This window comes from Mycobacterium sp. UM_CSW (assembly GCF_000455205.1).
Classification (GTDB): Bacteria; Actinomycetota; Actinomycetes; order Mycobacteriales; family Mycobacteriaceae; genus Mycobacterium.
In genome coordinates this window covers 98,384-119,943 of sequence record NZ_AUWQ01000001.1, presented here as the reverse complement: position 1 = coordinate 119,943, position 21,560 = coordinate 98,384, and the positions used below count along the sequence as shown (strand labels likewise).

The 21,560-nt window shown below is 64.9% G+C and carries 20 protein-coding genes and 1 pseudogene; 6 read left to right on the top strand and 15 right to left on the bottom strand.

All coding sequences use genetic code 11. From position 1 onward, the window contains the following. Positions 1-6 precede the first annotated feature (6 nt). Positions 7-1,494, bottom strand: coding sequence for a PE-PPE domain-containing protein (locus tag N415_RS00635; RefSeq protein ID WP_239645410.1), 1,488 nt, complete (start codon positions 1,492-1,494; stop codon positions 7-9). Positions 1,495-1,604: 110 nt separating this feature from the next. Here N415_RS00635 and N415_RS00630 point away from each other — a divergent pair, with 110 nt between their 5' ends. From N415_RS00630 to N415_RS00615, 3 genes are all read left to right on the top strand, one after another. Continuing rightward, the gene (locus N415_RS00630) at positions 1,605-1,886 is read left to right on the top strand and encodes a hypothetical protein (RefSeq protein ID WP_068175887.1); all 282 of its coding nucleotides are present in this window, start codon (positions 1,605-1,607) and stop codon (positions 1,884-1,886) included. A gap of 307 nt (positions 1,887-2,193) precedes the next feature. After that, the gene (locus N415_RS00625; protein WP_068175884.1) at positions 2,194-3,345 is read left to right on the top strand and encodes a PPE family protein; all 1,152 of its coding nucleotides are present in this window, start codon (positions 2,194-2,196) and stop codon (positions 3,343-3,345) included. Between the two features lie 196 nt (positions 3,346-3,541). After that, positions 3,542-6,589, top strand: coding sequence for a hypothetical protein (locus tag N415_RS00615; RefSeq protein ID WP_152531183.1), 3,048 nt, complete (start codon positions 3,542-3,544; stop codon positions 6,587-6,589). Positions 6,590-6,601: 12 nt separating this feature from the next. Here the strand turns inward: N415_RS00615 and N415_RS00610 are convergent, their stop codons facing one another. The 4 genes from N415_RS00610 to N415_RS00595 are packed head-to-tail and all read right to left on the bottom strand — an operon-like array spanning position 6,602 to position 10,847. Beyond that, complete coding sequence (locus N415_RS00610; RefSeq protein ID WP_068175876.1) at positions 6,602-7,882, bottom strand: amidohydrolase family protein; 1,281 nt, start codon at positions 7,880-7,882, stop codon at positions 6,602-6,604. A gap of 14 nt (positions 7,883-7,896) precedes the next feature. Further along, positions 7,897-9,111: an amidohydrolase family protein gene (locus tag N415_RS00605; protein WP_068175873.1), complete on the bottom strand. Its 1,215-nt coding sequence runs from the start codon at positions 9,109-9,111 to the stop codon at positions 7,897-7,899. A gap of 6 nt (positions 9,112-9,117) precedes the next feature. Continuing rightward, positions 9,118-9,921, bottom strand: a complete 804-nt coding sequence (locus N415_RS00600) for an acetoacetate decarboxylase family protein (RefSeq protein ID WP_068175871.1) — start codon at positions 9,919-9,921, stop codon at positions 9,118-9,120. Next, positions 9,918-10,847, bottom strand: coding sequence for an SDR family NAD(P)-dependent oxidoreductase (locus tag N415_RS00595; RefSeq protein ID WP_239645409.1), 930 nt, complete (start codon positions 10,845-10,847; stop codon positions 9,918-9,920). The genes N415_RS00600 and N415_RS00595 overlap by 4 nt, the downstream gene beginning before the upstream one ends. A gap of 65 nt (positions 10,848-10,912) precedes the next feature. Here N415_RS00595 and N415_RS00590 point away from each other — a divergent pair, with 65 nt between their 5' ends. Next, positions 10,913-11,824 carry a helix-turn-helix domain-containing protein gene (locus N415_RS00590; protein ID WP_068175869.1) on the top strand — a complete coding sequence of 304 codons (912 nt, stop codon included), beginning with the start codon at positions 10,913-10,915 and terminating at the stop codon, positions 11,822-11,824. Positions 11,825-11,871: 47 nt separating this feature from the next. Here N415_RS00590 and N415_RS00585 read toward each other — a convergent pair whose 3' ends face one another. The 10 genes and pseudogenes from N415_RS00585 to N415_RS00540 all read right to left on the bottom strand — a co-directional run bounded on the left by N415_RS00585 (position 11,872) and on the right by N415_RS00540 (position 19,162). Beyond that, positions 11,872-12,183, bottom strand: coding sequence for a hypothetical protein (locus N415_RS00585; RefSeq protein WP_068175866.1), 312 nt, complete (start codon positions 12,181-12,183; stop codon positions 11,872-11,874). A 12-nt stretch (positions 12,184-12,195) separates the two neighbouring features. Then, positions 12,196-13,041: a TauD/TfdA family dioxygenase gene (locus N415_RS00580; protein WP_068175863.1), complete on the bottom strand. Its 846-nt coding sequence runs from the start codon at positions 13,039-13,041 to the stop codon at positions 12,196-12,198. Between the two features lie 39 nt (positions 13,042-13,080). Next, a complete protein-coding gene (locus N415_RS00575; protein ID WP_068175860.1) occupies positions 13,081-13,416 on the bottom strand; it encodes a hypothetical protein in 336 nt (111 codons plus the stop codon). Positions 13,417-13,418: 2 nt separating this feature from the next. Next, positions 13,419-14,687 carry an aromatic ring-hydroxylating dioxygenase subunit alpha gene (locus N415_RS00570; protein WP_068175858.1) on the bottom strand — a complete coding sequence of 423 codons (1,269 nt, stop codon included), beginning with the start codon at positions 14,685-14,687 and terminating at the stop codon, positions 13,419-13,421. A gap of 42 nt (positions 14,688-14,729) precedes the next feature. Beyond that, on the bottom strand, positions 14,730-15,473 hold the full coding sequence (locus N415_RS00565) for an SDR family NAD(P)-dependent oxidoreductase (RefSeq protein WP_068175855.1): 744 nt from the start codon (positions 15,471-15,473) through the stop codon (positions 14,730-14,732). Next, positions 15,470-15,736 (bottom strand): annotated as a pseudogene (locus tag N415_RS00560) (2Fe-2S iron-sulfur cluster-binding protein); the annotation flags it as partial. The gene N415_RS00565 and the pseudogene N415_RS00560, both read right to left, overlap by 4 nt. A 108-nt stretch (positions 15,737-15,844) precedes the next feature. After that, a complete protein-coding gene (locus N415_RS00555) occupies positions 15,845-16,297 on the bottom strand; it encodes a MarR family transcriptional regulator (protein WP_068102440.1) in 453 nt (150 codons plus the stop codon). Positions 16,298-16,317: 20 nt separating this feature from the next. Further along, complete coding sequence (locus N415_RS00550; protein WP_068175849.1) at positions 16,318-17,565, bottom strand: amidohydrolase family protein; 1,248 nt, start codon at positions 17,563-17,565, stop codon at positions 16,318-16,320. Then, positions 17,562-17,900 carry a hypothetical protein gene (locus N415_RS00545; protein ID WP_081664990.1) on the bottom strand — a complete coding sequence of 113 codons (339 nt, stop codon included), beginning with the start codon at positions 17,898-17,900 and terminating at the stop codon, positions 17,562-17,564. Before N415_RS00545 ends, N415_RS00550 begins: the two co-directional genes overlap by 4 nt. Then, complete coding sequence (locus N415_RS00540) at positions 17,897-19,162, bottom strand: aromatic ring-hydroxylating dioxygenase subunit alpha (RefSeq protein WP_068175846.1); 1,266 nt, start codon at positions 19,160-19,162, stop codon at positions 17,897-17,899. The genes N415_RS00545 and N415_RS00540 overlap by 4 nt, the downstream gene beginning before the upstream one ends. 95 nt (positions 19,163-19,257) lie before the next feature. Between N415_RS00540 and N415_RS00535 the strand changes: the two genes are divergently transcribed. Both N415_RS00535 and N415_RS00530 read left to right on the top strand, forming a co-directional pair. After that, positions 19,258-20,667 carry an aldehyde dehydrogenase gene (locus N415_RS00535; protein ID WP_068175843.1) on the top strand — a complete coding sequence of 470 codons (1,410 nt, stop codon included), beginning with the start codon at positions 19,258-19,260 and terminating at the stop codon, positions 20,665-20,667. 58 nt (positions 20,668-20,725) lie between these two features. After that, on the top strand, positions 20,726-21,547 hold the full coding sequence (locus tag N415_RS00530; protein ID WP_068175839.1) for an SMP-30/gluconolactonase/LRE family protein: 822 nt from the start codon (positions 20,726-20,728) through the stop codon (positions 21,545-21,547). Positions 21,548-21,560: the final 13 nt, after the last annotated feature.

The following is a 21,560-nucleotide window of genomic DNA, read 5'->3' as shown; positions in this document are numbered from 1 at the left end:
CGTCCGTCAGCTGTCCCAGCTAGGCATCAGACCCAACGCGCGCATCAGCTGGCCCTCGAACCCGGTCAACAGCGAAACGCCGGTGACCGACGACTGGGGCAGCGGGAAGTTCAGGCCCGGATCTAGCACCGGGTTGAACGGGTAGCCGGTCGGCATCATCGACGGCGGCAGGAGCCCGAGATCCACCAGCGCCGCCTGCGGGCCCTGAACCGCGCCGTGCACCAGGTCCGGGACGATGGTGAACGGGTTCGGCAGCTCGAACAGGCTAGCGGGAGTGGGGATGTCGGCGTACTCGCCCGACCCGTAACCCATGTCGACGATCACCCGCAGGTCCGGCTGCAGCAGATCAGCCAGCGCGTTGCCGAACGGCTGCGGCACGTACAGGCGCAGCGGCGCGACAAGCGGCAGGTTCTGCGTCAGCAGCTCGTAGTAGTGGGTGGCCCCGGTGTAGCCGGGCGACGTCGGCAGCTCGATGGCGTTGGCGATCTGCCCCGGTGTCAGGTCGACGTAGTCGTGCGTCCCGTGGTAGAGCGCGAAGCCCATGAAGGCGTTGAGGTCGCTGACCGGGTTGAGCACGTACTGAGGCAGGTTCGTCACCATGTCGTACTGATTGGTAAAGATCACGGTTGGATACGGCGAGTTGGGCGGCGTCGCGCCGTTCATCAGCACGTCGACCAACGGGATGTACAGGCCCGGGAAGCGTTCGAAGAACCCGCCGTTGGGGTTGCCCGGATCGCCGGTCAAGAAGAACGACAGGCTGGTTGGGTCCGGCGGGTTGGCCATGGCCATGAGGTTGCGGATCTCGTTGGTGGCAACGAGCGAACTTTGCGAGGTGCCGTAGACGACCACCTTGTTGCCCGCCGCGAGTTCGGTGTTGATGGCGGTGTTGAGCAACTGCACGCCCTGCGACACCGACTGGCCCAGCGTCAGGTTTCCGAGTTGCGGGGTGAAGGGCCAGAACTGCTCCGGTGTGTAAAACGACTGCCCTGAGGCCCCGAGGAGCGGCGACAGGGTGGGGTTGTTCAGGAAGTTGGCCATGATCGAGCTGACGTACTTGGCGTCCGGCAGGGGGAACGTGGTGCCGCCGACGATCAGCGCCACCGAGCTGTTCTGCGGGACGATCAGCGGCGGAATGCTCGTGGGGGCGGGGTTCTCGGCCGAGGCGGCGAAGGAGGCGAGGGGCGCTTCCAGCTCGCCGACCGTGTCGCGCAGCGCCTGCAGCGCGGCCTGCTCGGTCTGCGCGTAGGCCGCGCCGGCCTCACCCAGCAGTTGCATGAACCGCTGCTCGAACGCCTGGCCCTCCGCGGCCAGTTCCCGATAGATCCTCGATTGATTGATGAACAACGGCGTGACCGCCGCGCTCACCTCGTCGGCGCCGGCGGGCAGGATGCTGCTCGTCCGCAGCGCTGCGATCGCGTTCGCCTCTTCGAGCGCGGCGCCGATCTTGCCGACGTCCTCCGCCGCAGACACCAGACCCTCAGGAATGACCTGCACCCGGACCATTCTGGTCAACGACGGCGGTCGCCGAGCGCTCTTCGATGAATTCCTGCCGTCGCCGCGTCTTACACTGGGCCGTCGGAGGCGCGACTGAAGGTGAAGTACCCGTGAGGACCCCCACGACGATTGCTGCCGGCGGGCTGGCTGTCCTGGCCTTGCTGGTGGGCGCGGGCATCGCCCACGCGGATAGCTTTCAGGACAAAGAAAAACAGGCGTGCCAGCTGATGGACGATCCGGCCGGCCCCGAATCGGGTTACGCGCCAGCCGAATATGCATTCATGACGTTGCGGGCCAAGATGTCGGCCGAGGACGCACGGAACCTCATGTCGCTGGCGGCCCAGGACGTTTGCCCAAACCACATAATCGACCTGCCGGCGAGCTGGCGGTAATAGTCGAGTAACTCCAATCATTGCCGCGTCTCCCCCGCGGCAATCAAGATCGGCGATCTTATTTTTTCGCAGTTCAGCCCTATCTTTACTCCTTCGAAATTCATAGGGTTCACCAGAGATAGTCACCGAAACCGCAAAGGTGGCTGGATATGCACAGTTCGCGTGGTCCGCCGAGAACTCAAATAAGCGGAGAGGCCCGGAAACCCGGGCCGCGGCACCAATCTGTCCGACATCACCCGGCGCCTTATCTTGCGCCGTCAAAAAAGGGGGGTTTGCCACCGAAGTCAAGCTAAGGAGATGTGACACAATGGATTTCGCGATATTGCCACCGGAGATCAACTCCGCCCGGATGTACACCGGCCCAGGGGCCGGTTCGCTGCTGGCGGCCGCGGGCAGCTGGGACGCCCTGGCCGCCGAATTGACCACCACGGCCGAGACCTACCAATCGGTGCTCTCGGGCCTGACCACCTTGAACTGGCACGGACCCGCGTCGGAGTCGATGACGGCCACCGCCATCCCCTACATCGGTTGGCTCAACATGACCGCCGAGCAGACTAAGCAGACCGCCATGCAGGCCAGGGCCGCCGCAGCGGCCTTCGAGCAGGCATTCGCGATGACCGTGCCCCCGCCGGTGATCGCGGCCAACCGCACCCAACTGGCTTCGCTGATCGCGACGAACTTCTTCGGCCAAAACACCGCGGCCATTGCGGCCACCGAGGCGCAGTACGCCGAGATGTGGGCCCAGGACGCCGCCGCGATGTACGGCTACTCCAGCGCCTCCGCAGCCGCGGCGACGTTGACGCCATTCATCCCGCCGAACCAGACCACCAATCCGGCGGGCGTGGCCAGCCAGGCGAATGCCGTCGCGCAGGCCAACACGGTGCAAGGACTAGGAACGAACCTTGAAAACGATTGGGCCAATTTCGTTCAATACATCGAAGCCATACCGGGAAGTTCGGAGCTCGACGACAAACTTTTCACAGCCTTTGGGCCCGATGCCACTATGTGGGGCTCCCTAGCATCGAGTGGGGTTTTCGCGCTACCGACGAACATTGACATTGCGGGTATGGCAGGTGACGCCGTCAAGGAAGCTACTACAGCAGCAGCAGGACCCGCGGCTGCCGCAGCAGGACTGTCTGAGGCTGGTGCGGTTGGTGGCTCGTTGGTAGTCCCGATTACAACCGGGTTCACAAGTGGCGGAGGCGGCGTATCCGCGATGCTTACCAGCGCCAAGTCGATCGGTCCGATGTCCGTGCCGGCGAGCTGGTCCACCCCGGCGGTCAGCCACATATCGGCCCTGTCAGGCACCGGCCTAACCACGCTCCCGGGAACCGAGGAGGCAGTCGGGGCGGGAATGCCCGGCGTGCCCGGAATGCCGGCGGCGACGCGGGCCTCGGGCGTCATACCGCGATACGGGAACCGGCTAACGGTGATGCCACGGCCGCCGGCGGCCGGGTGACGCAGCCCTCGTCGTCCACGATTGGCCTTCGCGTTGTGAGCGCGCCCGGCCGGTGTACGCCAATTCGAGCGAATTGGAGTAGCCGACTACTCGTGATGAGTGCCGCACATCGTCCCTAGCATTTGCCCACGGGATTCGGAAATTCGCCCGACATCCAGCTTGGCGGCCGTCGGGCATGCGGGACAAGGGAAACATCATGGTGCGGATTGAAGAGGCATCCATGTCGGAAACTTTGGTGACCGAAAAGACTTCACCGTCGCAAACTGAGGCAACTGAAGAGGTTTCCCCGTCGGCAATCGACGCAGCCAAATGGGCGTCTCGCCGGCGGGTCCTAACGGCCGCGGCATTTGCCCTTGCAACCGCCGGTGGCGTATTGGTGTGGTATTCGTGGCCGGGCCCCGCAGGGTCGAGCTTCGCGAGGTACATCTACGGTCACGGCTCGCAATTCCCAGTCGTCGTCGATCGGGTCCGGGCAGCGATTTACTCGGATTTTCTCTTCGTCCTCGGCTACACCCTCACGCTGGGCGGGCTAGCGGGGGTCTTCCTGTTGTGGGCGATCTCGGCGGCTGGGCGACTAGCGGCCATATACGTCGCTGCGGCCGTGGCAATTGCCTCTTTAGCCGGGATTATCGAGGCTTCGCTGATTTGTTGGGCGGTCGACGGTCACAACTCGACCGCCTGGATCAACGCTATCTCGACGGCAGCAACCATCCAATGGTGCGCCTTGCTGCTAGCCCTCGGCGGCTTTCCCGCGACAGTGGGAATCGTCCTGCGCTGGGCGGCGGCGGGTGGGAGATCTTGCCGGACGCGGTCCTCGGACAAGACCACCGCGGCGTGGTGGAACGAAGTGCTGTGGACGCCACCCAAGCCGACCGAGGCTGTCGACCCCGATGAAGCGAGCTGGGTCGAAGCGTATAACGTCCCCGATGCTGGGAACGTCATCAAAGCCCGGAATGGCGAGCGGGTGCAAGCGATCTGCTTGTCCGGTGGCGGAGTGCGGTCGGCATGCATCGCGATGGGCGTCGTGCAGGAATTCTCAAAAGAGGATCCGATCAAACCAGGCATAGGTGTTCACGAAAAGTTCGGCGGCAGGGCAAAGCTCATCGACACCGTCGACTACGTGATCTCGGTATCCGGCGGCGGCTATACGGCCGGCGCGCGGCTGCTGGCCACCCAGGACACCGAGAAGAAGCCCTTGGTTTCCGAGCGCTTCGAGGAAGGGTCGCCCGAGCTCGATCATTTCCGAAGGGGCTCAAGCTATATCGCAGACTCGCCCGGAGAACTGGTCTACGCGTTGGCGGTGGTCTTCAAGAATCTGCTGGCATCGATCACCATCCTCTTCACCCTCCCCGCCTTGCTGGGGTGGGTGTTCGGATATCTGCTATCGCGCCCCGCCTTCTCCTTCGCCCAGATCATTCCCGTACTCAATCCGAACGTTAACGACGCGTTCGTGCACGAGCACCCGGACTACCTGATGTGTCTGACAGACCATCCCGCGTCGTGGATCGCAGTGGCTGTCTTCGCCGGCTTGGCTGCGTTCCTCACCAGTATCGCAATGGGTATCGAGATGTTTCTCTGGAAGAAACCTAGCGAGCGCGCGAAATTGTGGGTGCAGCGCTTCGCGGTCGGCAACGCAGTCTTCGCAGCGCTGGTGCTGATAGTGGTCGTCGGGCTACCGACGCTGATGCGGCTGTGTTCATCGCTCAGCGCGCACGCTACCCATAACCAGGGCGACGCCGCCGCAGCCGTTTCCGGCCTGGTGGGTCTCAACTACCTGGCGGCGATTACCGCGATGGCTTGGAAAAAGCGCAGCACACTGTCGGGAGAGGCGAAAAAGCTCTCACTATGGAAGCGACTGCTCCCCCCAGGCGTCATCGCGATGATTCTGGTGGTGGTGACCCTTACCGTCCTGCTGGCCGCGTGGCTGATCATCCTGGGATGTTTTGCTGCCGGCGTATTTCGCTCGTTGACCACGGGTGGACTAGAGGGCGGCCTTCGCCAGATGCCTTTCTCCGCCTTGTGGCCCTCGTTGGTATTGGTCCTAGCGATCGCATGGATCAGCTCGGTGGATGTCGCGTCGATAAGCCTGAATCCGTTCTATCGCTATCGATTAGGGAAGACGTTCGCGGTTCGGCGCAAACGAGTTTCGGGCCTCTGGCGCGCAGAAGCCTACGACCGGAATGAATACACCTGGTTGCCTGACTTTGGCAGCGTTCCCGCGGGCGGACCCAAGTTCATTTTCGCCGCCGCGGCCCCCATCAGCGGAAAGCACAAGCCTGCACCGGGATTGAACGCGGTGTCCTACGTGATCAGCCACGATTTCATCGGTGGCCCCGAACTTGGGTGGCTGCAGACTCCCCAACTGCACGACCAATCCCCACCCAGAATCAAGCGGGATCTCACGGTTTTGACTGCGGTTGCAGCGAGTGGAGCCGCCTTCGCGTCGGCGATGGGCCGACAACAGAAGGGATTTGAAAAACTACTGGCCGTTTCGGGTGCTCGCCTGGGGACATGGCTGCCCAACCCGAATTTTGTTGCCAACCTTGCCGCCTCCGAGAAAGGGGCCTGCCTCGATCCCAAGGACAACAAGAGGCCGTGGCCGAAGTCATTGCCTTACATTCGCGGCGCGGGCTACTACTACCGCGAACTCATCGGCCTCAACTACCCCGACGCGCGGTTGGTACAAGTCACCGACGGCGGCCACTACGAAAACCTTGGACTGGTCGAGGCGCTGCGCCGCCGCAGCCGACTGATCTTCTGCATCGATGGGGGCGGCGATGCACCCCCATTGGCCAGCGGGCTGGCCGACGCGATGCGATTGGCCGAATACGAGCTGGGTGTGACGATCGATTTCGACTATTTCGCAAAGTTCCCCTTGGCGGAGCTCACCCCCGGCTCCGGCGACAAGTTCGAAGAGACCGACGCGTTTTACAGCCTGAACAGCCGCCTCGCCAAGAGGACCGTCGCGGTCGGGCTCATCACCTATCCATCGGCAGCCCCTGACTTGGGGCATGGCCCACATGAGCGTCAAGGCCTTCTCGTTTTCGCGAAAGCGGTGCTGTGCAAGGGATTCCCCCAATGGCTCTTGACCTACGCGGCCTCGAGTGACGTGTTCCCCCATGACCCAACATCCGATCAATGGTTCAACGAAGGGCAATTCGCCGCCTACACCCAGCTGGGGCGCATCATGGGGCAGCAAGTGCGAGAATGCATCCACGATCTCCAGAAGGACTCGACGCTCTAGGAACGTAGCCGCTCAGCTCTCCACAAGGTCCGGGAGAGGCTCCGCGTCCGTCAGCCAGTGGCGTCCGGCCCGTCGGGCCGCCTCCCACTTGGGGATGCTCACCGCATCGTCCTGACCCAGGTCCGCCGGGGTCGGGCCGATGCGCTCGACCAGACCCGCGAGCGCAGCCACATCGAAGTTGTATACCTCGGCTGCGATGAGCCCGAGGATTTGTCGCGTCTCGTCTATTGGAATGTCCCAGAACGAGCGCCGCAGCCAATCCCGGGTATGCGGCCATGTTCCTTCCGGGTGAGGATAATCGTTGCCCCACAGCATGTTTGGTACACCAATCTCGTAGCGACGGGCCAGCTCCCGGCGCTCGGTCGTGGTGGCGCCGATAAAGCAGTTCCGGTCGAAGTACGCCGAGGGCAGCATCGTCAGATCGCCCTCCAAGAGACGGCTCATCTTCTTGGCCGAGTGCTCACGCATGAACCGGGTGTCCATCAGCCACAACAGGTCATTAGCCCAGTAGGCACCGCACTCGGTAGCCCCCCAGCGCAGGTTCGGGAACCGCTCGAACACGCCGGCCCACAACGCGAACCACAGCGGCCGCACTCCCCACCAGCGCACCTCGGTCGTGTAGATGCCCAGGTGCGGGCCGTACTGCTCACTGGGCGCGGCACCGACGTGGGTGTGAACTGGCATCTGCAGGTCCTGGCAGGCGGCCCACACCTTGTCGTAACGCCGGTCATGGTAGGGCGGATAGTCGCCCCAGAGCACCGGGATCATGATGCCGCCGCGCAACCCGGCCTCGGCCGCCCGAGCGATCTCCGCCACCGCCGCGTCGATGTCCGCCAGGATCGGCACGACCGCGACGCCGGCCCGCCGCTCGGGGCTGTGGCTGCACAGCTCGGCCAGCCAGCGGTTGTGGGCCCGCGCTCCGGCCATCGCACGTCCCGGGTCCAGGTCGCCGGACTGCCCCAGGCCCGCGCCGAACGGAGCCCCGGCGACACCGGTGACGGCGTCGGCGTCGGGAAAGATGACCTCACCGGCGACGCCATCGCCGTCGAGTTCGCGGTCGCGCTGGGCGACGTCCCAGCCACCCGCGATGCCGTCTCCGTGTTCGTCGAACCACTGCTCGGCGAACTCCTCGTCGATGAAGGCGCCGGCCTGCGCCGCGGCGGCGGTTTTCTCGGCGAGGAACGTCTCGAAGTCCTCCCGGTATTCCGGGTCCATGTATTCGCGATACTGCTCGGTGGGAAGCTCGGCGTGGGTGTCCGCGGAGATGATGAGGTAGGGCGCAGCGTCGTTCATGGAGGTCCTCTCGCTTACCAGGTTCGGATCGGGTCGGGCTCGAAGACGGTGCTGCTCGCATCGGCGGGCGCGCCCGCCAAAGGCTCGGCAACCTCTGCCACGGTCGGGCCGATTCGCTCAACCAGGGGCGCCAACGCGTCGAGGTCGAAGCCGTAGACGGCCGCCGCATTCCCGCCCACGATGGCCGCCACCTCGTCAGCCGGCACACCGCTGAAGGTGTAGCGCAACGCTTCTCGGGTGTATGGAGCGGTGCCCTCCATGTGCGGGTAGTCGCTGCCCCACATGATCTTCTCGACGCCGATCCGGTGGCGCTCGGCGCATTCGACCGGCCGCATGAAACTGGCGCCTACGTAACACTGTCGGGACCAAAACTCGCTGGGCCGCAGGCTCAGCGAGCCGGCGGTGGGCCCGGCGAAGCGGGCGATCGCCGAATTCGCCCGTCCGTAACGGGCCGCCGCCACGTCGAGCGAGTCCAGGGTCGCCGGTATCCACCCGGCACCCTGCTCGGTGAAGACGACGGTGAGGTCCGGATGGCGATCCAGTGCGCCGCTGAAGATCAGGTGCCAGAGCGCCCGGTGCGCAAACCAATGCGTCTCATACACCCAGACCGCGAACGAGCTGCCCCATCCGTCCGTGGGGTTCGGTCCGGCGTTGCCGCCGTGGTGGTTGACCACTAGGCCCGCCTCCGCGCACGCCGCCCAGAGCGGCTCCCAATGCTCGGCGTAGAGCTGGGGAATGCCTGCGCCGGGCGGGATCCCGGGCAGCAGCACACCGCCGCGCAGGCCCAACTCGGCGATCTGAGCTATCTCGGCGACGGCTTCGTCGAGGTCCCCGAGCAAGATCTGACCCACCCCGGCGCGCCGCTCCGGCGACAACGAGCAGAAGTCGGAAAGCCAACGATTGTGCGCACGCAGGCCTGCCCAGCGCAGCTCGAGCTCTTGGGCGTCCACGGGTTGGGGGGCAGCCAGACTCGCCTGGGGAAAGAACGGCGGCACGGTATTGGGGAAGATGACCTCCCCCGCGACGCCTTCGGCATCGAGGTCCGAGTTCCGGCGCGCGCTGTTCCAATTGCGCTCCGCGTCGGCCTCGGTGAGGTCCCCGAACGGGTTGACGTATGCCTTTGCCCAGCCGTCGAATTCGTCCCTGTACTGAGGATCGAGGTACTGGCGATAGTCGAGCAGGTCAGCGCCCGCGTGGCAGTCGGCCGAGATGACCGTGTACCGGTCCATGGTGCGCTATACCCGCGTCGGCTCGGGACGTGGCGCGGCGAGCAGGGCCACGTCGTCGTAGCGCTGGTGCACGTACGGCAGCAGCCATTCCTGCGGTACCTGCGACGCGATCCGCCCCACCTGGATGGTGCGCCGGCGACACCACGTGATCGACGTGACCTGGCGGATCGCGATGTCGGCCACCGGGTCCAGCGGTGACTCGCCCAATTCCACGGTGCCGTCGATGTTCTCGAGCAGCTCGTAGTGGCGGTGGTATTCGCCGTAGACCAGGTGGGGGTCGGTGATGCCGCTGCCGTCGGGCGCACGCAGGAACTTGAAGTAGAACTCGGTGTTCACTTGGTCGGGCGGCAGCTCGGCGGCGCCGGTGATGCGCCCGTTCACTCGGATGAGCTGATAGCCCAGCCGGTCGACGACGGCGGCGACGCGATCGCCGTCGCGCTCCACCTCGATGTGGGCCAGTTTCTTTGGCTCACCGAATGTTTCGCGCCCGCCCGTGACCGACTGTTCGGTCGACTGGGGCATGAAGAGCGGGTAGTCGCCCGCGAGGTCGCCGTGCCGCGCGGTCACCGAGAACACCGCGGACCCGAACGGCGGCCTGCCTTCGATTTGGACGCGCTGAAGCTGGACCCGCACCAGCGGTTCGGCCGCCGACTCCAGCGGCTTGGGCAGCACGGCCGCGACGATCTCCGGATCGGTGAGGTAGGTGACGGTGATCGCCTCGGTGGCGATGGGCGCCTTGGTGGCATCGATCTCGTGATCGACTTGCGCCTCGGGTGCGCGAGGACCGTAGCGAATTTCGTTGGCGCTCAACGTGTTCCTCCTTCGGATTTCTCGGCATTCCGGCCGAGGACGTCAACCAGGTAGTCGGGTTCGCCGCGGGCGAGGATCGATGCCGCCTTCTTGCTGACGACTTGATCGGCCGGCGTGGGCGGCCCCATCATCCAGAAGCGGTCCGCCCGAATCCCTTCCACGACGAGGTCGGCGACGGTCTCGAGCGGGGTGAACTCGACATGTGCGCCGGCGGCCTCGAAGCGGGCCACCACGTTTTCCAGTGTCGCCTCCGGCGTGCGGCGTTCCTGCGTCGCGGCATAGCGCTCCGGGCGGTGCCGCCACGACTCCCAGATTCCGGTGTTCAGAAAGCCGCCGGGGAAGAGGACGTGCGCCCGCACCCGCGTCCCAGTCATCTCCAGGTGGGTGTAGAGGCTTTCGGTCAGGCAGAGCACCGCGGCCTTGGTCATCGGGTAGACCGCCGTGGCCGGGCCGCCCATGGCCCCCCGGGCGATCGGTGCGAATCCGCCATTGCCCGAGCAGGTGTTGACCACGTGCCCGTCGCCCTGCTCGAGCAAGATCGGCGCGAAAGCCTTGATGCCATGGATGACGCCGAGCACGTTGACGTCGATCCCCCAGCGCCAGTCGGCCAGGTCGTGCTCCCACATGTAGCCCTCGGAGACGCCGCCGGTGCCGGCGTTGTTGCAGACGACGTGCACCGCGCCGAAGCGAGCGAGCGCCTCCTTGGCCAGCGACTCGACCGAGGAATAGTCGGTGACGTCGGTGACCACGCCGACCGCCTCGAAGCCCTCGTCCACGAGCGCCCGGGTTGCCTCGTCCAGCGGTTCGGCGAGGACGTCGGCCAGCACCACCTTCATGCCCTCCCGGCCGAAGCGCCTGCCCATGGCCTGGCCGATGCCACCGGCTCCCCCGGTTACGACGGCGGTCTTGCCTCGAAGGTCAGACATTGTGGTCATGGTCACATGGTCGCGCATGCCACCGCAAGAAGTCGCATTATGCGACCATAGGCTTCATGCCTCCGCGCCCCTCCCCCCAGACCGAGCGGGTGGTGAAGCTGTTCGAACACCTGGCGGGTGATGGCAGCGGGGGGATGACATTGGCTCAGGTTTCGCGCCAGTTGAGCGTCCACAAGGCCAGCTGCCACTCGATGCTGTCCGAACTACTCCGGACCGGCTGGCTGCTGCGCGACCCGGTTCGCAAGACCTACCATCTCGGGCCCGCACTGGTGCGCCTCGGCCGAGAGGCAGCGGGCCGTTATCCCGCTTTGGTGTTGGCCCGCTCCGCGATGGCCGAGCTGTCGGCCGCGACGGGTGCGCACTGCGTTGCCTTTTCGGTGAGCGATGACTACTCGAGCGTCGTCGATCAAGTACGGAGCAGCCGCGGCGGCGGTAACCCGATGCCCGTCGGCACTCAGTTCCCGCACCGCCCGCCGTATGGCGCGTCGACCGTCGCCTGGGCCGGGCCGGAAGCTCGCGAACGCTGGCTGGCGACCCTGCCCGACGACGTGCGCGATCGCTACCGGCAGGCCATCGCCGCCGCCAAGCAACGCGGCTACGCGGTCGGCCTGCACATCCTGCCCGACCTGCGCCTGCGCGAACTGGCACAGATCGTCCGCAGTGCCGAGGTGCGTTCCACCCGGCTGAGCCAGCTGGCACAGGAATTGACCGACGAGCTGATCCATCAGGAGGAGTGGTTTCCGATCAGCCTGGAGCCGGACCGCACCTACGAGGTGAGCCACATCGACTCTCCCATTCTGGAGGCCGAATCTCGCATCGCCCTGATGCTCAGCCTGGTCCCCAGCGCCGAGCCGATGAGCGGCGCGGCGGTCACTCAGCTCGGCGCGCAGCTCGCCGCTGCGACCCGCCGGCTAAGCGAGGCGTTGACGGCAGAGTCCCAGCGCCCGGCGGGCCAAATAGGTTGGTAAGCAATGCCTACTCGGCGGTCGTCGGCCGGTCACGATGTGGCTGTCCGTCAGACAGTGGAGTCGCTGATCAGACTCAGGTAACGCATCACCGGTGGCGGTTCTGTCTCGACCGCAACCGGTTTGGACATGCGACCCTCGGCGAACGCCGCCCGTAGGTTGGTGCGCGCCGCGTCGACGTCGGTGTCGATCTCGTAGAGCGTGACGAACGAGTCACCATCGGTCTGCCAACGTCGGGCCGACACGAATCCATCAATTGTCAGCATCTCGGGCACATGCACCCGATCGTGCCAATGATGGTATTCCTCAACCAGTTCCGCTGACGCCGGCTTGCTCTCCACGAACAGTAGTGACTTTGTCATTCACGGTTCCCTTTACTGGATCGGCTCGTCGCCGAGGACGGTCGTGCGGAGCATTTCGCGGGCTGAACGGGGGTCGTAAGGAGCCGCGCGATGGAGGACCCCTCGGTTGTCCCAGATGACGGTGTCCCCGACCGACCAGGTGTGGCTGTAGACGTTCGCGGGCACGGTGGCGCGCTCGAGGAGTTCGGCCAACAGGGCACGCCCTTCGTCGAGATCCATTCCGACGACGTAGTCGGCCGATGCGCCCAGCACCAGTGACTTGCGGCCGCTGCGGTGTGTCCACACCAACGGGTGCTCGTGGGTGCGCCGGGATCGCCATCGCGCCAACTGTTCTGGGGTCGGATCCGGGGTGACGCTCCGTTGTGAGGCTTCCAGGGAGTGCACGACACGTAACGTGCCGAGACGGCGCTTTTCTTCGTCGCTCAGCCTGTCGTAGGCGGCGTATGAGTTGGCGAATTCGGTTTCGCCGCCACATTCGGCGACCTGCACGGCCGAAAGGACGGTGGCTTTTTGGGGATACTCGTCCCCTAGCGGGGTGCATCCGTCGATATGCCAGTCAAACGTCGCCCGAAGATAGTCCGCCGAGGAGTTCTTCGATTTGTCCAGCGTGATCGGGTATATCCCGGGCACGGGGTGGTGCCCGTCGGAGGAGTGATCGACCTCTCCGAGGCGGCGGCAGAAGGCGACCTGGGCCTCCGGTTGCAGCCGGAGCCCCGGAAAGACCAGAACACCGTTGTGCTCCAACGCATCCAGGAGGACTTCACCGACCGGGTCGTCGGAACTGAGGTGAGCCGGATCCAGGCCGGTGACTTCGGCGCCGACGGAGTCGCCGAGCTTGGTGATGGTGAGCAGACTCATGAAAATCCCTGCCTGGCCTTCCTTGTGGTCACGCGGATGTCACGGGACCGGTTCGTCGGTGCGGATCATGACCGCATCGGCGGCATCGGTCGGAATGGGCTGGTGCATGACCTCGACCGCCATGGCGACCATGATCAGCGAGTAGATCAGGTGGAGCAGGTTGAGCGCATCTTCGGGTAGGTCGTCGAGCGGGAACTTGTCGCAGTAGTCGATGGCCTCTTCGAGGCGCGGGAAGAACGCATCGTAGAACTCGTGCATTTCGGGCATGGTGCTGGCCACCCGCGCGTTCCAGCGCTCGGTCTCGGTGGCCAGGCACCAGATTTGGGCATAGCGCTCCAGCTCGGCGAATGCACTGGGCAGCAGGGCGTCCGGCATGATCAGACCCCCGCCGGCGCCGGAGCTTTTTCGCGTTGGTATGCCTCTACCCAGTCGACGATGACCTTGTGCAGGTGGCGCACCAGGATCTCCTGGTCGTTGAGCGGGAACTCGTCGACAACGCCGTACTCCAGTGCAGCCTGCGTTCCGCCGAGCATGCCAGCGTCCTGCAGCGCGAACTCCTTCAGCACCACCGCGGCGACTTCGTGTTCAATGCGTTCCCGGACGGTGCGCGCCGGGTGGAAGTAGGTGTAGGCCTCGAACCGGTGGGTGTTGTACGAAGTCGGCCAGTACCGGTACAGGAGATACCAGCCGCCGTAGATCAATATCTCGGTGTTCGGGAAGATCTGGAAGTTGCTGATTCCCCAGGGCTCAATGCCCCCGGGATTGAGGCCGGCCGGGAGCTCCCCGATATCCGGTGTGCGCCACGGGCCGACGAGGCCGCTCTTGGTGGCCCGCTCGATGGGATACATGAACTCCGGCGGCAGCAGCCAACGGCGCCGTCCCGCGGTCGACACGAGCCGGTGCGGGCCGTCGAGTTGGAAATGCCCACAGGTGAATCCGGACTTAGGGTCGCGCACCTCCGCCGGCACCTGTTGTGGGTGCAGCGACGGCACGTGGTAGTACTCTTGGAACGCATCGGCGAAGATTTTCCAGTTGCTGTTGTTGTGCGCCACCCACTCGTAGCGCTCGGTCAGCTTGCCGAACGGGTAGTCATCAAGGCCGGTGATCATCGGACCCAAGAACTCGCGCAGGCTTTGACGCGGTTCGGCATCAAAGTTGATGAAGATAAAGCCATTCCACACATCGCAATGCACCGGCCGCAATCCGTAGTCCGCGGCGTCGAGGTCGAAGAACTCTTCCGGCTGCTGCACGAATGTCAGCGCACCGTCGAGGCCGTAGCGCCACCCGTGGTACTTGCAGGTGAACTGACGACAGGTCCCGCGTGTCGCTTCACCGGGAAAGTCGTTCCATACCAACTTGTTTCCCCGGTGGCGGCAGACGTTGTAGAAGGCGCGAATGCGATCGTCGCGGCCCCTGACCAGAATCACCGACGCGCGGGCCACCTCGATTTCCTTGGTGACATAGCTGCCTACGCGCGGCAACTCCTCGACGCGGGCAACGTTCAGCCACGCCCGTTTGAACACGGCCTCGCGTTCCAGTTCGAAGAATTCCGGCGATGTTGAGTCTCGAAACGAGATGGGGCCGGTCCCCAGCTCGGGATAGTGCTCCGTCCAGGAGCCCTCCGAGGGCCTGCCGGACCGCGTCATCGTGAACCTCCCTGTGTCACCATGCTTTTAAGACCAACCTCGTCACATCACCGCTCCGCCGTTGACGCCCAGCACCTGACCGGTGATGAAGCCCGCCTCGTCGGAACACAGAAACCCGACCGCCGCGGCGATGTCGGCTCCGGTGCCCAGATGGCCCATCGGGATATTCCTGGCGATTTCCTCGTTGGACTTCACAAATCCCGCCTCCTGCGCCTGGAGCTGCATCGGTGTTTCGATGCCCGATGGCGGGATGTTGTTGACGGTGATCCCGTGCATTGCGTATTCGCGGGCCAGCGATTTGGTGAGGGTGATGACCGCGCCCTTGGACGCCGCGTAGTGGGCGGCGAACGGCGATCCACGCTGGGCACTTGACGACGAGATCATCACGATCCGGCCCCATTTCGCGGCGACCATGTCGGGAATAGCGACTTGGCAGCAGTGAAAGGTGCCCGTCAGGTTGACGTCGATGATCTTGGCCCATGACTCGACGGTGATCTCGGTGAACGGGGAGTGCCCGAACATGCCCGCGCTCGTCACCAGGATCGAGACCGGGCCCAGCTCACTGCGCACCTTGGCGAACGCCTGCTCGACGGCGCCTCGGTCGGTGACGTCGGCGCCGACTCCGATGGCCGTCACCCCCGCCGCACGCAAATCCTCGGTGACGCGTTGCGCCGCTTGCTCGTTGACGTCGAGAACCGCGACATGGTGGCCGCGCCGGCCCAGCTCGTGGCACGTCGACTCTCCCATGCCAGATGCGCCCCCGGTCACAACGCAGACCCTGTTCACTCGTACACCACCCGCACCGTGGGGCTAGTCGGCAGTGCCTGACAGGTCAGCACCCAGCCCTCCTCCACCTCGTCATCTTCAAGTGCGTCGTTGTTGATCATCCGGGCGCTGCCCTCGGTCAAGCGGGCCATACACGTTCCGCAGTTCCCGACTTCGCACGACGACGGGGGGCTCAGATCCGCCATGCGGGCCGTCTGCAGCAACGTGTCGCCGGGACTGTAGGTCACGGTGATGGTGCACCGGTCGAGCTCGATGGTCACCTCTGTTGTGACGACGTCGGCATCGGTCGGCTGCACCGTAGCGCGGGAGTCTTGCATCGTTCGCCACAGTATCAACTACTTGCGATTAATCTCAAGTACTAGAGACATGAATCAGCTCTCGATGTTGTCTTTGAACAACTCGTGGCCGGTGCCCTTTTCGACCACCCTTGCGAGCAGTTCACGCAGGGTTTCCTGCTCCTCGCCGCTGAGTACGCCGAAGACCTCCGCGTGTGCGGTCAGGGCGTCACCCAGCACCTTCGCCACGACGTCGCGTCCTTCGTCGGTGAGATAGGCCTGCAAGATGCGCTTGTGTTGGGGGTCCTGCTTGCGTTCAACCAGGCCGCGGCGCTCGAGCGCGGTGAGAGCCAGTTGAACACCCTGCGGGCTGATCAGCAGACGTCGGGCGAGTTCGGCGCCCGACAGCCCGGGTTCGTTGGAGAGCTGACGCAGCACACCGATCTGGGCCGTGCTGACACCGTGGCTGCTGATCGCGTCGTTCACGCTGGTCAGCGAGAAGTAGAACGCCTGCTTGAGCAACCACAGGAGGTTTTCGGTGAGTTCCATGCCGGTCTCCTTGTCCCGATTCACGCGGCCAGCTCCTTGAAAATCCGGCCGTCCTTCATGACGAATGAGACGTCCAGCGTGTTGGCGATGTCCTGAGACGGATCACCGGGTACGGCGATGATGTCGGCGAGGTAACCCGGCGCCAGCCGGCCCAACTCGTGGTCGGCCTCGACGAGTTCGGCCGCCACGACCGTCGCGGCCCGGATCGCTTGCATGGGGGTCATGCCGCGCGCCACCAGCGCCCCCAGCTCCTTGGCGTTCTGGCCGTGCGGGATCGCCGGTGCGTCGGTGCCGCACGCGATCCGCACTCCGGCCGCAATTGCTTTGGGCAGCATCGCCTTTGCGCGGGGAAAGACTTCCTCGGCTTTCTTCCGAAGTTCCGGCGCGATCCGGTCGATCGCCATCGCCTCCGTCAGATAGGTGGTGGAAACCAGGAAGGTGCCGTGGTCGACCATCATCTGGATCGTCTCGTCGGTGGCCAGAAACCCGTGTTCGATGCAGTCGATGCCGGCGCGAATGCACGCTTGGATCGCAGTGTCGCCGACGGCGTGCGCGGCGACCCGCACCCCGGCGCGGTGGGCCTCGTCGGCGATCGCGGCGAACTCCGCATCGGAATACTGCTGGGCGCCCGGAGCGGTGCTGTGCGACATGACGCCCCCTGACGCCGAGACCTTGATCAGCTTGGCGCCGTGGCGAATCTGGTAGCGGACGCAGGCGATGACGTCGGGCACACCGTTGGCGATGCCCTCGGCGATGGACAGCGGCATGATCCCGGGTGCCAGCCGCTGAAACACCGTCGGGTCCAGGTGCCCGCCATAAGGGGTGACGGCATGTCCCGCGGGATAGATGCGGGGCCCGATGTGCCAGCCCTGGTCGATGGCACGCTGCAGCGCGACGTCGAGCAGGTAGCCGCCGGTCTTGACCATGAGCCCGAGGTTGCGCACGGTGGTGAAGCCGGCGTCCAGCGTGGTGCGCGCGTTCACCGCGCCCCGGAGTGTGCGATACGCCGGATCGTCCTGCACGCCGTGCATCGGTGCCGGGAGGCCCTCGGGGCCGCCGGGGCCGCCGATCAGCAGGTTGAGTTCCATGTCCATCAGGCCGGGTAGGAGTGTGACGTCGCCGAGCTCCACCACGGTGGCCGGATCCGGCTGTGGCCCTTCGGGATTGACGGCGCTGATGCGCTGCCCGTCGATCACTACAACCGCCGGGGAGCGCACCCGACCGGCGTCGACGTCAGCCCAGCGCGCTGCCCGAAGGACAATTGTCACGGCACCGGCTCGAACACGCAGTCCAGGGTGGAAGCACCGGAATCGGGAACCCGTCGTTGCTTCCAGCACTCCACCGGAAACGACACCATGATCATCGAATACAGCAGGTGCATCAGGTTGAGGACGTCGTCCGGCAAGTCGTCAAGGGGGAACTTGTCGCAGAAGGCCAAGGCCTCCTCTGCGCGCGGGATGATCGCGTCGTAGAACGCCTTCATCTCGGTCATGGAACTGGCCAGCCGTTTGGCGTAGCGCTGGGGTTCGGTGGGCAGGCACCACTCCGCAAACGGCTCCAGGTCGGCGAATTCCGTTGGCAGCATGGTGGACACCGCGTTCACACTCCTGCCTTGGTTCGTTGATACTCATCGATCCAGGCCGCGGTCTCCTTGTGCAGGTGGCGCAACAGTATTTCCTGGTCGTTGAGCAGAAACTCGTCGATCGCCCGTGACTCGATCATGCTTTGGGTCGCCTCCAGGGTGTTGGCGTCCTGCAGTCCGTACTCCTTGAACGTCACCGCCGCGAGTTCCTGCGCGACGCGGTCACGCGGGGTGCGTGGCTGCGGGAAATACAACGTCCCCTCGAACACGTGGCTGTTATACGACGTCGGCCAGTAGTGGTAGGTCAGATACCAGCCTTGACCCCAGAACAGCATGACGAAGTTGGGAAACAGCTGGAACGAATCCAGGCCCCACGGATTGCATTTCGCGGGATTGAGCCCCGCCGGCATCTCCCCTAGGTCCGGCTTTTCCCAGGGGCCGAACAGCCCGCTGCGGCAGATGTCGTCGATGGGCTTACGCATCTCGTCCGGCATCTCCCAGGCCCGCACTCCCGACGTGCTGACCAGCCGGTGCGGACCGTCCAGGCGGTAGTGCGGGGCCTCGAAGCCGGCCTCGGCGGCCGCCTTGGAGTAGGCGGTCGGCGACTGGTTCGCATGCAGCACCGGCGCATGGTAGAACTCCTGGAACGCGTCCATGTAGAGCTTCCAATTCGCCTTCACCTGCGACCTGTAGTGCCAACGCGACGTCAGCTTCCCAAACGGGTAGCCCTCTAGCGCCGTCACCATCGGCCCCAGAAACTCGCGCAACGACTGTGCGGGCTCCTGCGCGAAGTTGATGAATATGAAGCCCTCCCAGACGTCGCAGTGCACCGGCACCAGCCCGTAGCGGCTCTTGTCGAGGTTGAAAAACTCCTCCTCCTGTTGCACGAACGTCAGGTTGCCATCCAGGTCGTAGCGCCAGGCATGGTACTTGCAGGTGAATTGCCGGCACACGCCGCTGGTCTCCTCCAGCGGCATGTCGTTCCAGACCAGCTTGTTGCCACGGTGCCGGCAGATGTTGTGGAAGGCGTTGACCTCTCCAGAAGCGTTGCGCACCAGAACGACCGACGTGTTGGCTACCTTGAGCTCCTTGGTGAAGTAGCTGCCCTTACGCGGAAGCTGTTCCACCCGGCCGACATTCAGCCACGCGCGTTTGAATATCGCCGCCCGCTCCAATTCGTAGATCTCCGGGCTGATGGAGTCTTCGTAGGACACCGGCCCGGTGCCCAGTTCCGGGTAATGCTGCGTCCAGCTGCCCTCCGAGGGCTTGGGGAAGCGAGCCACAACCTCTCCTATCTGTAGGAGTCCGTCGGGCCGACGGTATATGCTGATCACCCGAATCGCAAGTAGTTGATACTTGGCAGACGAAGGGTCAAAAGGTGCGGTCGCAGGCCAAGCTCATCGAAGTCATCTCACCCCACACCGAGCAGACAATCGCCGAAGTCCCTGCCGCGACGCCCGCCGACGTCGACGAAGCCGTCAACGCAGCGCGCACCGCCTTTGACACGGGAGCCTGGGGCGCGAGCAGACCCTCGGATCGCATCGCCGCGGTCCGCCGGCTCGCCGACGTCTACGACCAACGGCGCACTGAGATGGCCGAGACGATTACGGCCGAGATCGGCGCTCCCATCACCTTCGCCCAGCGCGCGCAGGTCGGTCTGCCCGCCATGATGATCAACGCATTCTGCGACCTGGCCGAGCGACATCAATGGCAACAGAGCCGCGCCGGCTTTTTCGGCGCCGATGTAGTGGTCCAGAAGCAACCGGTCGGCGTAGTCGCAGCGATTGTCCCGTGGAACATGCCGCAGTTTCTGATCATTACGAAACTGGTGCCCGCGCTGCTGGCCGGGTGCGCCGTGGTACTCAAGCCCGCACCCGAATCACCCTTGGATGCACTGCTTTTAGCGGAGATGATCGAACAAGCCGGTCTGCCTGAAGGCGTGGTCAGCGTGGTACCCGGCGACGCCGCGGTTGGCGAACTCCTCGTCGCGCACGCGAAAGTAGACAAGGTGTCGTTCACCGGATCCACGACCGCGGGGCGGGCGGTCGCCGCCGCGTGCGCCTCCAACCTGACCAGGGTCAGCCTCGAACTCGGCGGCAAATCGGCCGCCATCGTGCTTGACGACGCCGAACCTCACAAGGTGGCCACCGGCATCCGGTCGGCCAGCCTGTCCAACAGCGGCCAGATCTGCAACGCGCTGACCAGAGTGCTCGTACCCGCACACCGCCACGACGAGTACGTCGACGCGCTCGCAACCGAGATGGCCAACCTGATTGTTGGCGACCCGAACGATCCCGCCACCCAACTCGGCCCCCTGGTCTCGCAACGTCAACAACGACGCGTCCGCGACTACATCCAGGTGGGTGAACGAGAAGGCGCCCGGCTCGTCGTCGGGGGCTCCGGCATGCCCAACGGCCTCGAACGCGGGTGGTACGTCCAACCCACCCTCTTCGCCGCCGCCGACAACGCGATGCGCATCGCGCGCGAAGAGATATTCGGGCCGGTGATCACCGTCATCCCCTATCGCGACGAGGACGATGCGGTGGCCATTGCCAACGACTCCGAGTATGGCCTTGCCGGTTCGGTGTGGACCGCAGATACCGTGCGAGCCTTGGCGATAGCCGGGCGCATCCGCACCGGCACCTTCGGGATCAATGCGGGCTACACCATGGATCCCTTTGCGCCGTTCGGCGGCGTCAAAGCCAGCGGTTACGGGCGCGAACTGGGCCCGGAAGGCCTCGACGGCTACCTGGACACCAAGTCCATCGCGGTCTTGCCTGGCGGATGACCACGTACCAGCGGCTCCTCGACGAGCAACCACGCTATGCAGTCCTAGGATCGTTGCCATGCCCGACATCCATGTCCTGGTCACGGGGCGGTCCTTCTTGGAGGGTCCGCGTTGGCACGATGGGGCGCTATACGTCTCGGACATGCACGGTGACGCCGTGCTGCGCGTCGGGGAGGACGGTGAAGTTCGCACCGTGGTCGAGCTGGAGCAGCCGTCGGGGCTGGGCTGGCTCCCTGACGGCTCGATGTTGATCGCTTCGATGGCACGTCGCCACGTGATGCGCTTCGACGGTTCGGATCTCGCCGTCCACGCCGACTTGAGCCCATTCGCATCACACGAAATCAACGACATGTGCGTCGACCCCCGCGGCGGCCATGCCTTCGTTGGCCAGTTCGGCTACGACTACGCGGCAGGCGATGAGCCGGTGCCAGCCGCCCTGTTGCGTGTCGACCCGGATGGCTCGGCTCGCGAAGTGGCCGACGATCTCCAATTCGCCAATGGCATGGCGATCACGGCCGACGGGTCGACGCTGCTGGTGGCGGAGAGTTTCGGACGTCGCATCACCGGATTCGACCTTGCGGACGACGGCTCGCTTGATAACCGCCGAGTCTGGGCCGAGCTCGAGGATTTTCCCGACGGCATCGCCATCGATGAAGACGATGGCGTCTGGGTGGCCAGCCCGGCGTTTGACCGGTTCGTCCGCGTGATTGCCGGTGGCGCGGTGACGACAACCATCGACACGCCAGGTCGCCACGCGATCGCGTGCGAATTGGGCGGTGCCGACGGGCACACGCTGTTCATGCTCACGGCCACCACCCTTGGTCAGCGTGCCGAGTCGCAGACTGCGATGGGCGCTGCCATCGAGACGGCGCGCGTCTAGAGCGAGCGCTGCC

What these genes read in the sequence shown, in the direction of transcription:
- N415_RS00625 (WP_068175884.1), top strand. Translation starts at nt 2,194, where the DNA reads ATGGATTTCGCGATATTGCCACCGGAGATCAACTCCGCCCGGATGTAC.
- N415_RS00610 (WP_068175876.1), bottom strand. Translation starts at nt 7,882, where the DNA reads ATGAACGACGCTGCGCCCTACCTCATCATCTCCGCGGACACCCACGCC.
- N415_RS00570 (WP_068175858.1), bottom strand. Translation starts at nt 14,687, where the DNA reads ATGACGCGGTCCGGCAGGCCCTCGGAGGGCTCCTGGACGGAGCACTAT.
- N415_RS00580 (WP_068175863.1), bottom strand. Translation starts at nt 13,041, where the DNA reads ATGAGTCTGCTCACCATCACCAAGCTCGGCGACTCCGTCGGCGCCGAA.
- N415_RS00595 (WP_239645409.1), bottom strand. Translation starts at nt 10,847, where the DNA reads ATGTCTGACCTTCGAGGCAAGACCGCCGTCGTAACCGGGGGAGCCGGT.
- N415_RS00555 (WP_068102440.1), bottom strand. Translation starts at nt 16,297, where the DNA reads ATGGAACTCACCGAAAACCTCCTGTGGTTGCTCAAGCAGGCGTTCTAC.
- N415_RS00605 (WP_068175873.1), bottom strand. Translation starts at nt 9,111, where the DNA reads ATGGACCGGTACACGGTCATCTCGGCCGACTGCCACGCGGGCGCTGAC.
- N415_RS00615 (WP_152531183.1), top strand. Translation starts at nt 3,542, where the DNA reads ATGGTGCGGATTGAAGAGGCATCCATGTCGGAAACTTTGGTGACCGAA.
- N415_RS00530 (WP_068175839.1), top strand. Translation starts at nt 20,726, where the DNA reads ATGCCCGACATCCATGTCCTGGTCACGGGGCGGTCCTTCTTGGAGGGT.
- N415_RS00590 (WP_068175869.1), top strand. Translation starts at nt 10,913, where the DNA reads ATGCCTCCGCGCCCCTCCCCCCAGACCGAGCGGGTGGTGAAGCTGTTC.
- N415_RS00585 (WP_068175866.1), bottom strand. Translation starts at nt 12,183, where the DNA reads ATGACAAAGTCACTACTGTTCGTGGAGAGCAAGCCGGCGTCAGCGGAA.
- N415_RS00575 (WP_068175860.1), bottom strand. Translation starts at nt 13,416, where the DNA reads ATGCCGGACGCCCTGCTGCCCAGTGCATTCGCCGAGCTGGAGCGCTAT.